Raw genomic sequence first — 15,294 nt, forward strand, 5'->3', positions numbered from 1 at the left:
GCCCCGAACGCGAGACCCTTCCTATGCCGTCCCTCATGCAGCACGCTCCTGTCCTCGATTTGTATCTAGACATTGCAAACATCACCAGTGCAATGTTGAATGCCGCGCAATCGGACGACTGGGATACCGTGATGGTCCATGGCCAGCAATATTGCGAGGCCGTCGAACGGCTGCGTGACCTGGAACCCGGCCAGCCGCTGGACGAGGCCGGCCGCAGCATGAAGCACGATCTTCTCGTCCGCATTCTTGAAAACGATGCCGCCGTACGCGACCTGGCCCTGCCGCAACTGGCTCGCCTGGGCACGCTGCTGGGCCGCATGAAGCGTCAGCAGACCGTCCTGGCGGCCTATCGGGGTCAAGCGGCGGGCGCATGAGTATCGGCCCGCCCGCGCTAGGCAACATTCTGGTCCAACGGCTGGACGCCGTGCTGGGGACCAGCATGGCGGCTCATGCCAACCTCATTTCCGGCGCGCGGCCCGACGCGGTGACGCCGCCCGGCGAAGGCGCACGCCCCGACGGCACCGAAAACGCCACGCGCGGCCCGCGCCAGGGCGTGGACATCGTGGACGGCGGCGCTGGTGGCAAACAGAATGCCATCACCGACGCCAAGACAGCCGCCGCACTGGCCCTGGCCGCGCGCGGCCTGATCACACGCAGCGACTTCACGCCCTCGGCGCCCACAACACTGGGCGCGACCGCGCGCACCCTTCTCGCGCTGCTGGCGCAGTTCCCGGAAAAAGCCCCGCCCGTTCCCGGCCGCGAACCGCTCTGGACGCCTGCGGCCGGCGAGGGGCCGGAAGGCATGCCCGCCAGCGGCCGGCCCGGCCCCAATACGGCGGCACAAGGCGGCGCGCAAGGCGCGGGATCCGCGGCCAGCGCCGCGACGGGCGGTCATTCCGCGGGAGCGTCCGGCGCCGCGGGTGGCAATGCCGCCGCGGCCACCGCCTCGCAAGCGGGCAATACCTCAGCGTCCGCCACGGCGGCACGCCCCGGACAACCCGGCGCGGCGCCCGCCGGCCAGGGCGCCAGCCAGGCTGCCCAGGCCGCCGCCATCGCGGCCCGCACCGACGCCCCGCCTGCCGCCATGCTGGCCCAGGCCTTACGCTCCGCCCTGCAGCAAAGTGGCCTGTTCTACGAATCCCACCTGACCCAGATGGTTTATGGCCAGCGCACGCCCGAGCAACTGGCTGCCGAGCCCCAGGCGGCGATGCGCATGCCCGCGGGGCACGCCGAGGCCGCTGCGTCGGCCACGCGCCAGGCCATGGCGGACGCCTTGACGCCACGCGACGCCACGTCATCGCAGTCCTCCACCGGCAGCGCCACGGTCACGCTGAGCGGCGGACCGCCCGCATCGCCCGGCCAGGCCCTGGCCAGCATCCACCCCGATGCCACGTTGCTCGTGCGCCAGCAACTCGACGTACTGGCCAACCAGGCAGTGGCCTGGCAGGGCCAGCCATGGCCCGGCGCCGAAATGGAATGGGAAGTCGAACGCGACCGCACCGCGGGCGGAACCGAAATCGAAGAAGGCCACTGGGCCACTCGCATCAAGATCGATCTGCCACGCCTGGGCCTGGTCGAAGCGCGCCTGAACATCGCCGGCGATCAGTTGGTGATGCATCTGGTGGCGCCCCGCAGCGCCGCTGAACTCGGCCGGCACGGCGATGGCCTGCGCCAGCGCATGACGGCCGCCGGCCTGACGCTCAGCCAACTCAGCGTCGACGTCGCGCCACCCTCGCCTTTCGTATTCGAGCCATGACCGACACGACCTCGTCCGCCGATCAGGATCGCCAAGCGGCCGTCGCCATCTCGTATGACGAGCAGGAAAGTGCGCCGCGCGTCGTCGCCAAGGGGTATGGCAAGCTGGCCGACACGATCGTGCGCAATGCGCGCGAGCACGGACTGTACGTGCACGAGTCCAACGAGCTCGTCAGCCTGCTGATGCAGGTCGATCTCGACTCGCAGATTCCACCCCAGCTTTATACGGCGGTCGCGGAGCTGCTGGCATGGCTGTACCGCCTGGAAGCGCGCGATACGCCCGCGCTGCTACCGCCCATCGCCAAGCCGTCCGCCTGACGGGCGCCACGCCGTGCATTCCGCCACCGACCCATCCGACCACGAAAGCTGGCTGCAAAGCGGCAGCGACATTCGCCATGCACTGTCGTCGCTGTCGCACCCTGCCAGCCTGGTGCAGGCGCGCGACGACCGTGGCATGCAATGGGCGGTCAGGGTGCTGGGGCTGGATGCGCGTTCACGATTGTTCTTCTGGCGCCCTGACGGCACGGACGTGCGTCAAGCCGACACCCTGGCGCAACGGCTGGCGTCCGCGCCGCTGGAATTCACCGCGAAGGCGCACGATGGCGCGTGGATGCAGTTTCGAACCGAGAGGCCCTCCGTGGTGCGGTTCGATGACGGCAGCATGCTGATGGTGTCTCCTTTTCCGACACGGCTGCGCCGGGAATTCGGAGCCCATTAGGGGCTGTCAACGCTAAAAGGCCCTGAGCGTCGGCGGGATGGACCGGCCCAGCGGCACGGCACCAGGCGATGCGTCGATCCGGACTTACATGGCCATCGTGGAGATTTCGCGGTAGGCCGCGACCAGGCGGTTACGGACTTGCACCGTCGTCTGGAAACCGATGCTGGCCTTCTGCAGATCGATCATGACGTCGTTGAGCGACACGTCGGGAGCGCCCAACTCGAAAGCCTGCGCCTGGGCGCCGGCCGCCTTCTGGGCCGCGGACACGCGGCGGATAGAATTCGCGAGTTCGGCGGCGAATCCGCCGGACGGCTGCGGCGACAGCTCCGCAGGATCGGACACGCCGTTCTGGGCAGTGCGCACCACGGTGCGCATCTGTTGCAACATGCTCTCGATGCCGGACAGGCCATTGACCGCCATTGAAGATACCTCGGACGTAAATCGGGACGATGCGCAAGATTACTCCGCACCCAGGCGCCCCATAACGGCTAAAAGCCGCCAAAAACCCCGGCAGTTCACCGTTGTTGACGCGGGGTTGCAACCGCGCGCCAGCCGAAAGCGGCCGGGGCGCGAGCGATAGGAGACAAGTAACGCCAAAAAACGGTTGTTTTCGGCAATTGGGATGGCGTGCAGGCCCGCCATAATCCACGCTCCCCGACCTAAAGCACGTTGCATGTGTAACCTGCCTTCCTCGACCATGTCGCTAGAATCCCTGCTCCGCGAAGCTTGCGGGAGCCACCGATGAATCAACAGGCAACCCTCGGTGCGTCTCTTCTGGCACGATTCCCGGTACTCGAGAAAGTACGGACGCTGCCGAAACCCATTCTGCTCGGCGCGGCAGCGGCCCTCGTGGCCGTGATCGCCGTCCTGGCGATGTGGAGCCGCGAACCGGACTACAAAGTGCTGTTCTCCAACCTCGAGGACCGCGACGCCGGCGCCATCGTTGCCGCCCTGGGCTCGATGAACGTGCCCTACCGCTACAACGAAACCGGCACGGCCATCATGGTGCCCGCCACGCGCGTCTATGACGCCCGCATGCAGTTGGCCGCCCAAGGCCTGCCGCGCGGCGGCACCGTCGGTTTCGAGCTGATGGACAACGCCCGCTTCGGCGCCAGCCAGTTCACGGAACAGATCACCTACCAGCGTGGCCTGGAGGGCGAGCTGGCGCGGTCCATCGAAGCCATGAACGGCGTGCAGAAGGCCCGCGTGCACCTGGCCATGCCCCGCCAGTCGCTGTTCGTGCGCGAACGCCAGGCGCCGACCGCTTCGGTTCTGCTGAACCTGTATCCGGGCCGCAGCCTGGCCGACTCGCAGGTCTCGTCCATCACCTGGCTGGTCGCCTCCAGCGTGCCGGAACTGACGGCGGACAACGTCTCCATCGTCGACCAGAACGGCCGCCTGCTGTCCGCTCCGCAAGGCGAAGGCCTCGGCATGGACGCCGATCAGATGCGCTACGTGCGCGAGGTCGAGCAGCGCGCCGTCGAACGCATCCTCACCATCCTGAATCCGCTGGTCGGCCCTGGCAACGTGCACGCCCAGGCCACCGCCGACGTCGACTTCGCCCGCCGCGAAGAAACGTCCGAGGTCTACCGCCCCAACCAGGAGCCCGGCCAGGGCGCGGTGCGCAGCATGCAAAGCAGCGAATCGCGCCAGACCGGCGTCGATCCCGCGCGCGGCGTGCCCGGCGCACTCAGCAACCAGGTGCCCGCCCCGACCCAGGCGCCGCTGAACAACCCGCAATTGCCGCCCGGCCAACAAGGGCAGCAAAACCAGCAGCAACAACAACAGCAGCAGGCGCAGCAGCAACAGAATGGCACGGCCACCGGCACCGCGCAGGCGGGCGGCCAGGCGGCCGGGCTGTCCACCAGCAACCGCCACGACGCCACCACCAACTACGAAGTCGACCGCACCATCAGCCACATCAAGCAGCCGGTGGGCGTGCTCAAGCGCATGTCGGTGGCCGTCGTCGTGAACTACCTGCCCGGCAAGGACGGCGGCGACCCGCAGGCCCTGCCGCCCGAGGAACTCAACAAGCTGACCGATCTGGTCCGCGAGGCCATGGGTTATTCCGAGGCGCGCGGCGACTCGCTGAACGTGGTCAACAGCCAGTTCAACGACGCCGAGCCCACCGTACCACTCTGGCGCGATGCCGAACTGATCGCCCTGACCAAGACGGTGCTGGGCTGGCTGCTGGCCATCATCGTGGTGCTGTGGCTGTATCGCCGGATCAAGCCCGCGGTCATGAACCACTTCTACCCGCCGGTCGATCCCGAGATCGAAGAGCAGGAACGCCGCGACGCCGAGCGCGATGCCCAGGCCAACGCCCGCGCCCGCGAGATCGACCGCTACGAAGACAACCTGCAGCGCGCCCGCGACATGGCCACCAAGGATCCGCGCGCCGTTGCAATGGTGCTGCGCACCTGGATGAGCAAAGATGAATGACGGCAAACCCATGGACGGCATGACCCGCAGCGCCGTCCTGCTGATGTCCCTGGGCGAGGACGCCGCCGCCGAGGTGTTCCGCTACCTGACCGCGCGTGAAGTGCAACAGGTCGGCGCCTCGATGGCCACGCTCAAGCAGGTCACCCGCCGCGAAGTCGGCGGCGTGCTGGAAGAGTTCCGCCAGGAAGCCGACCAGTTCACCGCCGTGACGCTGGGCTCGGACGACTATATCCGCACCGTGCTGACCAAGGCGCTGGGCAGCGACCGCGCCGCCGGCCTGATCGAAGACATCCTCGAAGCCGGCGAAGGCGGCAGCGGCATCGACGCCCTGAACTGGCTGGATCCCGTCACCGTGGCCGAGCTGATCGGCAACGAGCACCCGCAGATCATCGCCACCATCCTGGTCCACCTCGAGCGCGATCGCGCCGCCGGCGTGCTGGCCCTGCTGACCGACCGCCTGCGCAACGACGTCATGCTGCGTATCGCCACGTTCGGCGGCGTGCAGCCATCGGCACTGGCCGAGCTGACCGAAGTGCTGAACTCCATGCTGTCCGGCCAGAGCGCCAAGCGCAGCAAGATGGGCGGCGTGCGCACCGCGGCCGAGATCCTGAACATGATGAATTCGACGCAGGAAGAGGCCGTGGTCAACAGCCTGCGCGAACGCGACGCCGACCTGGCCCAGAAGATCATCGACGAGATGTTCGTCTTCGAGAACCTGCTGGACGTGGAAGATCGCGGCATCCAGCTGATCCTGAAGGAAATCGACAACGACATGCTCATGATCGCGCTCAAGGGCGCGCAGGACGAACTGCGCAACAAGTTCCTGCGCAACATGTCCAGCAGAGCCGCCGAGATGCTGCGCGAAGACCTCGAGGCCCAGGGCCCGGTCCGCATGTCCAAGGTCGAGAGCGAACAGAAGAAGATTCTGCAGATCGCCCGCCGCCTGGCCGAGAGTGGCCAGATCGTCCTGGGCAGTTCGGGAGACGACGCGTATGTCTGACCGCGGTCCCGTCGCGCCCACGCTGTCGCGCCGCGCTGCCTGGCAGCGCTGGCAGATGGCGTCGTTCGACGAGCCCCAGGTCGAGGAGCTTCCCGCCGAGGAGGCCCCGCCGCCCGATCCCGGCCCCGATCCCGAGGAGGTCCGCCAGGCATTGCGCGAACAGGCCCGCACGGAAGGCCACATGCAAGGCATGGCCGAGGGCCTGCAGCAGGGTCTGGCCGAAGGCCGCGAACAGGGACATCAGGAAGGGCTGGCCGCGGGCCGCGAGGCCGGACATGCGGAGGGCCTGGCGCAAGGCCGTGAACAAGGTCGCGAAGAGGCCTTGCACCTGCATGCGCTGGCCAGCAACCTGGCCACCTCGCTGCGCGGCGTCGAGGAGCAGATGGGCCAGAGCCTGATTACCTTGGCGCTGGACATCGCCGCGCAGGTCGTGCGCCAGCAATTGGCCAACGACCCGCAAGCCATGCTGGCGGCCGTGCGGGAAGTCCTGCACATCAACCCCGCCCCGCCGCAGGGCGCATTGCGGCTGTGGATCCACCCCGACGATCTCGAACTGGTGCGCCTGCACCTGGCCGATGAACTGAAGGAAGGCAACTGGCGCGTGCTGGCCGACGAGTCGATCACCCGTGGAGGCTGCCGCGCCGAAACACCGTACGGGGACATCGACGCCACGCTGCAGACCCGCTGGCGCCGCGTCGCCGCCTCGCTGGGCCGCAGCGCCTCGTGGGACGAACAGCCATGAATCCCGTCATGCAGCCGCCCGAATCGGCCGCTCCGGCGCCGCTGCCCGAGCGCTGGAAGACTCAGCTCGAGATCGGTTCGATCCGGGCGGCGTCGACCGAGCCGTGGCTGGTCACGGGGCGCATCACGCGCGCCACCGGCCTGGTCCTGCATGCCACCGGCTTGCGGTTGCCCGTGGGCGCCGCCTGCCGCATTGAAATCGCCCGAGGCCACGATCACTGGGCCGACGCCGAAGTCGTCGGCTTCGACGGCCACACCCTCTATCTCATGCCGCAGGCCGACATTTCCGGCCTGCCGCCCGGCGCGCGCGTCGTGCCCAGCGAGCCCACGGTCCAGCGTCCCGTCCCGCTGCCGCGCAAAGCCGAACTGAACGGCAACGCAAAACCCCAGCTAGGCCGCCATCTGCCGGTCGGCAATGCCATGCTCGGCCGCGTGGTCGACGGCGCGGGCCGTCCGCTGGACGGACTGGGCCCGCTGACCGGCGCCGAAGCCGCGCCCCTGACCGCCCTGCCCATCAACCCACTGTCGCGCGCGCCCATCGATACGGTGCTGGACGTCGGCGTACGTGCCATCAATGGCCTGCTGACGGTCGGCCGTGGCCAGCGCATGGGCCTGTTCGCGGGCTCCGGCGTGGGCAAGAGCGTGCTGCTGGGCATGATGGCCCGCTACACGCGCGCCGACATCATCGTCGTGGGCCTGATCGGCGAACGGGGCCGCGAAGTCAAGGAGTTCATCGAGCACAACCTGGGTCCGGAAGGCCTGGCGCGCTCGGTCGTGGTAGCCGCGCCCGCCGACGTATCGCCGCTGCTGCGCCTGCAAGGCGCCAGCTACGCCACGCGACTGGCCGAGCACTTCCGCGACCAGGGTCTGGACGTGCTGCTGATCATGGACTCGCTCACGCGCTATGCCATGGCGCAGCGCGAGATCGCGCTGGCCATCGGCGAGCCGCCCGCGACCAAGGGCTATCCGCCGTCGGTGTTCGCCCGCCTGCCCGCGCTGGTCGAACGTACCGGCATGGGGGCCCCCGGCCCCAATGGCAAGGCCGGCTCCATCACCGCCTTCTATACCGTGCTGGCCGAGGGCGATGATCAGCAGGACCCCATCGCCGACTCGGCGCGCGCCATCCTGGACGGCCACATCGTGCTGTCGCGCCACCTGGCCGAGGCCGGTCACTACCCCGCCATCGACATCGAAGCATCGATCTCGCGGGCCATGACCTCGCTGATAACGCCTCAGCAGTTCTCGCTGGTGCGCCGCTTCAAGCAGACATTCTCGCGCTACCAGCGCAACCGCGACCTGATCGCCGTGGGCGCGTACGCCGCGGGCAACGACCACCAACTGGACGATGCCATCGCGCGCTATCCGCGCCTGGAAGCCTATCTGCAGCAGGACATCTCCGACAACGTCGACTACAAGACCGCCATCGACCAGTTGCGCGGTTCGTTCGAGATCAAGGACACCTATGCCTAGCCAACTGCCTCTGGACATGCTGCGGGGACTGGCCAAGGAGAGCGCCGACGACGCCGCCCGCGTGCTGGGCAAGCTGAACGCCGACCGCACCCAGGCCGAACGCCAGTTGACCATGCTGTACGACTACCGCCAGGATTACCTGCAGCGCCTGCAGCAGGCCATGCAAAGCGGCATGTCGGTCGCCGACTGCCAGAATTACCAGCGTTTCATTTCCACGCTGGATGACGCGATCGGCCAGCAGACCAACGTGTTGCGCGCCGCGGACGACCACCTGACCCGCGGCCGGCAGCATTGGCAGCAGGAGCAACGCAAGCTCAATTCGTTCGATGCCCTGTCGCAGCGCCAGGTGCGCGCCGAGCAACTGGCCGAGAACCGCCGCGAACAGCGCGCCAGCGACGAATATTCGGCCCGCATCGCACGCGGCCAAGCCATCTATTGATTCCAGCGGGACACAACGACATGCCGACCTCCGCTTCCCCCGCCACCGTCCTGCCGTTTACGCCAGCAGCTTCGGTTCCCGCGCCGACCAAGCCCGCCGCCAAGAAGGACGACGGCGGTCCGTCGTTCTCGCAGGCGCTGGCCGACCAGAAAAGCGCCTCGCGCCAGGACGCGCCGGGCAAGAAGGCCGAGACCCAGCCCTCGGGCGAGTCCCAGTCCGCCGAAGGCAAGCCCGCGGATTCGCAGCAGGATGCCACGCCGGTCGCCTCGACGGACGGCAGGCCGTCTGCGGATCCCGCCCCGCGCGGGGACGACGCCACGGCCGGCACGGACACGGCCGACACGACGGCCGCGCAACTGGCGCAGGCGCAAGCCCTGGCCGCCGCTCAGGCGCCGGTGGCCGTCGCGACCACCCCGGGCTTGCCTCTGCAGGCGCTGGAGATCGCCGCCCAGTCGGCAGCCCTGCAATCGCAATCCGCCGCCAAGCTGGCCGCGCTGCAATCTGGCTCGCCAGCCGATGCCGCCCCACAGGCGAACCGCCTGGCGCAAGGCATGCAGGCCGCGGCCGTATCCGCCACTGCCGTGCAGACCGCCGCCGCGGCCCAGCAGGCGACGGCGCTGACTCAGCAGGCCGCGCAAGCCGCCTTGCCGGCCGCCGCCGGACCGGCTATGCCTCAAGACAACGGCAATCCGCTCGCCGCGGCGCGCCCGGCCATCGCCACCGCCCGCGATCCGCGCGCCATGGCGCACGCGCAAGCCGCCAGCCAGCGTGCCCAGGCAACGCAGGACGCGATCACCCAGCCTCTCGCGACGACCGACAGCCCCACGGCCCCGCTGCCTGATCTCGGCGCACAGGCCGCACCGGCACGGGACGACAGCGGCAACGCCCGCAATGACCTGGCGGCGCTCAGCGCCGCCGCCCAGCGCTCCACCCCGGCGCAGACCACCGCCGCCGCCGCCGACACCCGTGCCGCGCCGGCAGCCCCGATCCTGGAAGTGGCCAGCCCCGTCGGCTCGACAAACTGGGGACGCGACCTCGGCCGCCAGCTCGTATTGCTGGGCGGCGATGCCCAGCGTGGCCAGCACACCGCCGAACTGCGCCTGGATCCTCCGGATCTCGGGCCGCTGCGCGTCACCCTGAGCCTGTCCGACGGCGTGGCCACGGCCAATTTCATGTCCGCCCATGCCTCCGTGCGGCAAGCCCTGGAATCCGCGCTGCCGCAACTGCAGCAAGCGCTGGCCGATGCCGGCATCTCGCTGGGCCAGGCCGACGTCGGCGACCAGAACCAGTTCGCCCAGGAACAGTCGCAGGCCAATCGCCAGCACGGCGGCCAGGCTGCCTCGGGCTCGGAATCGCAAGACGAGACCGATGGCGCGCAACGCGTGACCATCGTGCGCGACGGCAATGCCCTGGTCGACACGTTTGCCTAAGCAAGACTTGTCGTAATAGCCTGAGATACCCCGCTTTCGTCCTGTTTTTCGCGTGCCTGGGTATGCGGACTTTGGGGCAGAATGCTGTCATTCCACCATCATCGGTTCAGTTTCAGCCGCACAACACGTATCGACAACGAGATGGCGACCTCCAAGACTTCCTCCGCAGCACCTGGCGCGGCTTCCTCCTCCATCGGCCGCTTGCTGCGCCCGCTGCTCATGCTGGTGATTCTGCTGCTGGTGGCCGGCCTCAGTGTCGCGGGCACCTGGTTCTTCCTCCATTGGCAGAGTGGCCGTGATCTCAGCCCCGTGCAACTGGGCGTAGGCGGCGTCTCGGGCCAAACGGCCGCGATGCCTGGCCAGCCGGGCGCCCAGCCGACCACCTTTGTGGCCCCGCCCGCCGCGCCGCAACCGGTTCCCGCGCCCATCTTCGTCCCGCTCGAACCGTTCACGGCCACGGTGGAAGACCAGGAATCGGAACGCATCGTGCGCGTGGGCATCACCCTGCGCGTCAGCGACGAGCAGACCCGCAGCCGCATCGAGAAATACCTGCCCGAAGTGCGCAGCCGCGTGCTGATGGTCCTGTCGGCCCAGACGCCGCAGAGCGTCCGTACGCCGCAAGGCAAGGCCGACATGGCGAAGGCCATCATGCAGACCATCAACAAGCCGTTTTCGCCTATCCCTGACGGCCAGTACGTCACCGATGTGCTGTTCACGGAATTCGTGGTGCAATAAGCATGGCCTATGAGGCGTTTCTTTCCCAGGACGAAGTCGATGCCCTGCTCGCCGGCGTAACCGGCGAGAGCGAAGACGCAGCCCCCGCGCAGGCCGAACCAGACGGCACCCGTGCCTACGATCTCAGCTCGCCGGAACGCGTGGTTCGCCGGCGCATGCAGACGCTGGAGCTCATCAACGAGCGCTTCGCGCGCGGCATGCGCAACGTGCTGCTGAATTTCATGCGCCGCAGCGCCGACATCACCGTCGGCGCCATCCGCATCCAGAAATACGCCGACTTCGAGCGCAACCTGCCGGTTCCCAGCAATCTGAACATGATTCAGATGCGGCCGCTGCGCGGCACCGCGTTGTTCACCTACGACCCGAACCTGGTATTCCTGGTCATCGACAGCCTGTTCGGCGGCGATGGGCGTTACCACACCCGAGTCGAAGGCCGCGACTTCACCAACACCGAGCAGCGCATCATCCGACGCCTGCTGAACCTGACGCTGGAATGCTACGGCCGCTCCTGGGAGCCCGTGTATCCCATCGAGTTCGAATACGTGCGCTCCGAAATGCACACGAAGTTCGCCAGTGTCACCGGCAGCAACGAAGTGGTGGTGGTCACGCCCTTTCACATCGAGTTCGGCGCCACCGGCGGCGACCTGAACATCTGCCTGCCCTACTCGATGATCGAGCCGGTCCGCGACCTGCTGACCCGCCCGCTGCAGGAAACCGCCCTCGAAGAGGTCGACCAGCGCTGGACGCAGCAATTGTCACGCCAGGTGCGCAGCGCCGACGTGCAACTGTCCGCCGAATTCGGCCGCATTCCCTCGTCGATCGGCGAACTGATGCGCCTGAAGGTGGGCGACGTGCTGCCGATCGACGTCCCGCAAAACGTAACCGCCCACATCGACGGCGTGCCGATCATGGAATGCGGTTACGGCGTCTTCAATGGCCAGTACGCCTTGCGCGTACAGAACATGCTCAACTACGATTTCGTATCTCCCGAGGCTCCCGAAAATGACCGACCAGACCGGCGACAGCAGCACGCCCGCCTCCTCGGCCGCCGACGACTGGGCCGACGCGCTCGCGGAACAGGCGCGCGTCCCGACTCCCCCGACCCAGGCCGACGGCCTGAAGGCCGCCGAACCCGCCGCGGCAGCACCTGCCTCCGCGCCCGCGCCGGCACAAAGCGCCTCCGCCGCCAAGCCCGCAGGCGAAAGCATCTTCAAGCCGCTGGCCACCAAGGACGGCGTCACCGGCACCGATATCGACCTGATCATGGACGTCCCCGTCCAGCTCACCGTCGAACTGGGCCGCACCCGCCTGACCATCAAGAACCTGCTGCAACTGGGTCAGGGCTCGGTTGTCGAGCTCGACGGCCTGGCCGGCGAACCGATGGACATCTTCGTCAACGGCTACCTCATCGCCCAGGGCGAAGTGGTCGTCGTCGAAGACAAATACGGCATCCGCCTGACCGACATCATCACCCCGTCGGAACGGCTGAATCGCCTCAACAACCGCCGTTGATCCCATGACGCAAGCCGACGTCCTGCGCGTCGCGATCGCACTCGCCCTTATCATTGCCGCCATCCTGGCCGCCGCCTGGCTGGCCAGGCGGTCGGGCCTGCTGCAGCGCCAGGGCGGCGGCGTATTGCGCATCGTCGCCAGCCTGTCCGTCGGCCCACGCCAGAACATCGCCGTCGTCCAGGTGCGCGACACCTGGGTCGTGGTGGGCATCACGCCCGGCGGCATGACGCCCCTGCATACCCTGCCCGCCGAATCCGCCGACCCGGCCGGATCGGCGCAAACCGGCAGCGAAACGACTTCCGCCGTGCCCGGCCAGCAACCGCCCGGCACCTTCGCCACGGCGCTGGCCAAGCGCTTCGCCGACGCGCTCAACAAGCGCCCGTAGCTTCCCGGACATCATGTCTTTCCTCACTCGCCGCCGTTCAGCGCGCCTGCGTTCGGCCTGGCCCCAGACCGCCGTCCTGCTGCTTGCCGCGCTGGCGCTATGGCCGGGCGCCACCCTGGCGCAAGCCACCCTGCCCGCCCTGACGTCCACCCCGGGCCCCGGCGGCTCGGAAACCTATTCGCTCAGCATGCAGACCCTGCTGCTGATGACGTCGCTGACCTTCCTGCCGGCGGCGTTGCTGATGATGACCGGCTTCACCCGCATCATCATCGTGCTGGGCTTGTTGCGTACCGCCATCGGCACGCCGACTTCGCCGCCCAATCAGGTGCTGATCGGCCTGGCGCTGTTCCTGACGTTCTATACGATGTCGCCGGTCTTCGACCAGATCTACGCGGACGCCTACCAGCCGCTGAGCACCGGCGCCATCACGTTCGAGACGGCCGTCCAGCGCGCCGCGGCGCCGTTGCACACTTTCATGCTGCACCAGACCCGCGAGACCGACCTGACCCTGTTCGCCGACATGGCCAAGCAGCCGGCCATGGAAGACCCATCCCAGGTACCCATGCGCATCCTGGTGCCGGCCTTCATCACCAGCGAACTGAAGACGGCATTCCAGATCGGCTTCACCATCTTCATCCCGTTTCTCATCATCGACATGGTGGTGGCCAGCGTGCTGATGGCGCTGGGCATGATGATGGTGCCGCCCGTCACGGTGTCGTTGCCGTTCAAGTTGATGCTTTTCGTGCTGGCCGACGGCTGGCACCTGCTGCTGGGATCCCTGGCGCAGAGCTTCTATCAATGACGCCCGAGGACGCCGCGCCATGACTTCCGAAACCGTCATGTCCCTGGCCTATCAGGCGATGAAGGTCGCCCTGGCCATGGCGGGTCCGCTGCTGCTCATCACCCTGGTCGTCGGCCTGGTCATCAGCGTGTTCCAGGCGGCCACGCAGATCAACGAAATGACGCTGGCCTTCATTCCCAAGCTGCTGGCCATCTGCGGCGTGCTGGTGCTGCTGGGCCCGTGGCTGATCAGCCTGATGACGGACTATATCCGCCAGTTGATCGGCCAGATTCCCATGCTGGTCTCCTGACCGGCAGGGCCGGCCGGCACGCCATGATCTCGTTCACGCTCGAACAGCTGACCGGCTGGATCGGCATGTACCTCTGGCCCTTCATACGCATGGCCGCGTTGGTGGGGGCGTCTCCGCTGTTCTCCGAATCCAGCATTCCCACGCCGACCAAGATCGGCGTCGCCTTCATGCTGACGGTCGCACTGGCGCCCGCGCTCGGGCCGATGCCGGCGGTTCCGCTCAACTCCTACGCCGCGCTGTGGATCGTCCTGCAACAGATCCTGATCGGCGTGTCCATCGGACTGGTGATGCGTATCGTATTCGCGGCCGTGCAGACGGCGGGGGAATTCGTCGGGCTGCAGATGAGCCTGTCGTTCGCCTCCTTCTTCGATCCCTCGGTCGGCGCCAACACGGCGGTGCTGTCGCGCCTGTTCAACCTGATCGCGATGCTGGTGTTCCTGTCGCTCGACGGCCATCTGCTGATGCTGACCGCCCTGGCGCGCAGCTTCGAAGTCCTGCCCGTCAGCGTGAACGGCCTGGATCCCAACGGCTGGGGCGTGCTGCTGGAATGGGGCAACACCATTTTCACCGCTGGCCTGCTGCTGGCGCTGCCGCTGATCTGCTCGCAGCTCACGGTCAACCTGGCCCTGGGGATCCTGAACCGCGCGTCGCCGCAGTTGACGGTGTTTGCGATCGGCTTTCCCATCCACTTGATCGGCGGTCTGATCCTCCTGGCCGTCGTACTGCCGCACTCGGGGCCGTTCTTCGAAGACCAGTTCCAGTTGGCGTTACGGACGATCGGGGAACTGGTGTTGAAGTTGGCGGGGCGATAGGGGTATTGCTTGCTTTTGGGGGGTGGGCCGGCGGAGGATGGTGTTCTTGGGGTCGCCGGTGCGTGCCGGGCGGGACCGTGACGGCCAAGTCGGTCGGCTCGGGCGCGCCAGCAGGCGCCCTCGGCCTCGCTGCGCGAGGCTGCCCTCCCTCCAATTGGCCGCCACGGCCCCGCGCGGCACACACCGGCTACAGCCGAGCATCACAGCGACCAAGCGAACATTCTCTGGTGTCCAACGCTTCTGTTAGCCGTGCCAGGGCGCGTGCTGGAAGTGCGGGGTTTCTTGTGTCTACGGAATGCGTGCGCCACCATTCGAGAAACCATCGCCATTGGGCGGTATCCGTCATGAGCGCCTGCCTTCAGATCATGGGCCCGTCCCTGCCGTGAGTCCTCGGCAAGGGTTGGGGCCGTGACGGCCAATTGGAGTCGGGGCAGCCGCGCAGCGGCCGAGGGCGCCTCCTGGCGCGCCCGAGCCCGGCGACTTGGCCGGCGCGGCCCCAACCCTTGCCGAGGACGCCCCACGAAGACCCCTTTACCCTGAACACAGGCCATAAAAAAACGAGCCGGACTTCCCAGAAGGAAATCCGACCCGTCGATGTACCTGAAGCCCCCCGGACGACCGGGCGGCAGTCAAGCCGTAGCCGTCATCAGGCTTGCGTCACCATCGGCGCCGAGCCATAGCCACGCAGTTGGGCGGCGGGCAGGTCGATGACTTCGCCGGCGTTGATGCGGAACACCGCCACCGCTTCCGCCAGGCGCTGCGCC

At 67.8% G+C, this 15,294-nt stretch carries 17 protein-coding genes and 1 pseudogene; 17 read left to right on the forward strand and 1 reads right to left on the reverse strand.

What is annotated here, in order from left to right; all coding sequences use genetic code 11:
- Positions 1 to 23 precede the first annotated feature (23 nt).
- From A7W11_RS05005 to A7W11_RS05020, 4 genes are read left to right on the forward strand one after another with little or no spacing between them, the layout of a single operon-like run.
- Positions 24 to 374 (forward strand): flagellar protein FliT, encoded by a 351-nt coding sequence (locus A7W11_RS05005; protein ID WP_156522995.1) that lies wholly within the window; start codon positions 24 to 26, stop codon positions 372 to 374.
- On the forward strand, positions 371 to 1,756 hold the full coding sequence (gene fliK / locus A7W11_RS05010) for a flagellar hook-length control protein FliK (protein ID WP_066409349.1): 1,386 nt from the start codon (positions 371 to 373) through the stop codon (positions 1,754 to 1,756). Before A7W11_RS05005 ends, fliK begins: the two co-directional genes overlap by 4 nt.
- Entirely contained in the window at positions 1,753 to 2,073 is a 321-nt protein-coding gene (locus A7W11_RS05015) for an EscU/YscU/HrcU family type III secretion system export apparatus switch protein (RefSeq protein ID WP_066409356.1), read from the forward strand. The genes fliK and A7W11_RS05015 overlap by 4 nt, the downstream gene beginning before the upstream one ends.
- 13 nt (positions 2,074 to 2,086) lie before the next feature.
- On the forward strand, positions 2,087 to 2,473 hold the full coding sequence (locus A7W11_RS05020; protein ID WP_066409362.1) for a flagellar regulator YcgR PilZN domain-containing protein: 387 nt from the start codon (positions 2,087 to 2,089) through the stop codon (positions 2,471 to 2,473).
- An 84-nt stretch (positions 2,474 to 2,557) separates the two neighbouring features.
- On the opposite strand, the gene fliE is transcribed toward A7W11_RS05020, so the two are convergent.
- Complete coding sequence (gene fliE / locus A7W11_RS05025; protein ID WP_066409366.1) at positions 2,558 to 2,893, reverse strand: flagellar hook-basal body complex protein FliE; 336 nt, start codon at positions 2,891 to 2,893, stop codon at positions 2,558 to 2,560.
- A gap of 321 nt (positions 2,894 to 3,214) precedes the next feature.
- Between fliE and fliF the strand changes: the two genes are divergently transcribed.
- The 13 genes and pseudogenes from fliF to fliR all read left to right on the forward strand — a co-directional run bounded on the left by fliF (position 3,215) and on the right by fliR (position 14,530).
- Positions 3,215 to 4,915 carry a flagellar basal-body MS-ring/collar protein FliF gene (gene fliF / locus A7W11_RS05030; RefSeq protein ID WP_066409369.1) on the forward strand — a complete coding sequence of 567 codons (1,701 nt, stop codon included), beginning with the start codon at positions 3,215 to 3,217 and terminating at the stop codon, positions 4,913 to 4,915.
- Between the two features lie 10 nt (positions 4,916 to 4,925).
- A complete protein-coding gene (gene fliG / locus A7W11_RS05035; RefSeq protein ID WP_066409486.1) occupies positions 4,926 to 5,915 on the forward strand; it encodes a flagellar motor switch protein FliG in 990 nt (329 codons plus the stop codon).
- Positions 5,908 to 6,657 carry a flagellar assembly protein FliH gene (fliH, locus tag A7W11_RS05040; RefSeq protein ID WP_066409373.1) on the forward strand — a complete coding sequence of 250 codons (750 nt, stop codon included), beginning with the start codon at positions 5,908 to 5,910 and terminating at the stop codon, positions 6,655 to 6,657. The genes fliG and fliH overlap by 8 nt, the downstream gene beginning before the upstream one ends.
- On the forward strand, positions 6,654 to 8,126 hold the full coding sequence (fliI, locus tag A7W11_RS05045) for a flagellar protein export ATPase FliI (protein ID WP_066409378.1): 1,473 nt from the start codon (positions 6,654 to 6,656) through the stop codon (positions 8,124 to 8,126). The genes fliH and fliI overlap by 4 nt, the downstream gene beginning before the upstream one ends.
- Positions 8,119 to 8,565 carry a flagellar export protein FliJ gene (fliJ, locus tag A7W11_RS05050; RefSeq protein WP_066409381.1) on the forward strand — a complete coding sequence of 149 codons (447 nt, stop codon included), beginning with the start codon at positions 8,119 to 8,121 and terminating at the stop codon, positions 8,563 to 8,565. The genes fliI and fliJ overlap by 8 nt, the downstream gene beginning before the upstream one ends.
- A 20-nt stretch (positions 8,566 to 8,585) precedes the next feature.
- Positions 8,586 to 9,995: a flagellar hook-length control protein FliK gene (locus A7W11_RS05055; protein WP_066409386.1), complete on the forward strand. Its 1,410-nt coding sequence runs from the start codon at positions 8,586 to 8,588 to the stop codon at positions 9,993 to 9,995.
- Positions 9,996 to 10,136: 141 nt separating this feature from the next.
- Complete coding sequence (locus A7W11_RS05060; protein ID WP_066409490.1) at positions 10,137 to 10,730, forward strand: flagellar basal body-associated FliL family protein; 594 nt, start codon at positions 10,137 to 10,139, stop codon at positions 10,728 to 10,730.
- Between the two features lie 2 nt (positions 10,731 to 10,732).
- A pseudogene (gene fliM, locus A7W11_RS27265) lies at positions 10,733 to 11,737 on the forward strand (flagellar motor switch protein FliM); the annotation flags it as partial.
- Positions 11,733 to 12,242, forward strand: a complete 510-nt coding sequence (gene fliN / locus A7W11_RS05075) for a flagellar motor switch protein FliN (RefSeq protein WP_066409400.1) — start codon at positions 11,733 to 11,735, stop codon at positions 12,240 to 12,242. The pseudogene fliM and the gene fliN, both read left to right, overlap by 5 nt.
- Positions 12,243 to 12,246: 4 nt before the next feature.
- Positions 12,247 to 12,627: a flagellar biosynthetic protein FliO gene (fliO, locus tag A7W11_RS05080; RefSeq protein WP_066409404.1), complete on the forward strand. Its 381-nt coding sequence runs from the start codon at positions 12,247 to 12,249 to the stop codon at positions 12,625 to 12,627.
- A 13-nt stretch (positions 12,628 to 12,640) separates the two neighbouring features.
- A complete protein-coding gene (gene fliP, locus A7W11_RS05085) occupies positions 12,641 to 13,429 on the forward strand; it encodes a flagellar type III secretion system pore protein FliP (protein ID WP_066409408.1) in 789 nt (262 codons plus the stop codon).
- A gap of 19 nt (positions 13,430 to 13,448) precedes the next feature.
- Entirely contained in the window at positions 13,449 to 13,718 is a 270-nt protein-coding gene (fliQ, locus tag A7W11_RS05090) for a flagellar biosynthesis protein FliQ (RefSeq protein WP_066409412.1), read from the forward strand.
- Between the two features lie 23 nt (positions 13,719 to 13,741).
- A complete protein-coding gene (gene fliR / locus A7W11_RS05095; RefSeq protein WP_066409415.1) occupies positions 13,742 to 14,530 on the forward strand; it encodes a flagellar biosynthetic protein FliR in 789 nt (262 codons plus the stop codon).
- Positions 14,531 to 15,294 lie beyond the last annotated feature (764 nt).

It is taken from the genome of Bordetella ansorpii (genome assembly GCF_900078315.1).
In the GTDB taxonomy this organism is placed as follows: Bacteria; Pseudomonadota; Gammaproteobacteria; order Burkholderiales; family Burkholderiaceae_B; genus Bordetella; species Bordetella ansorpii.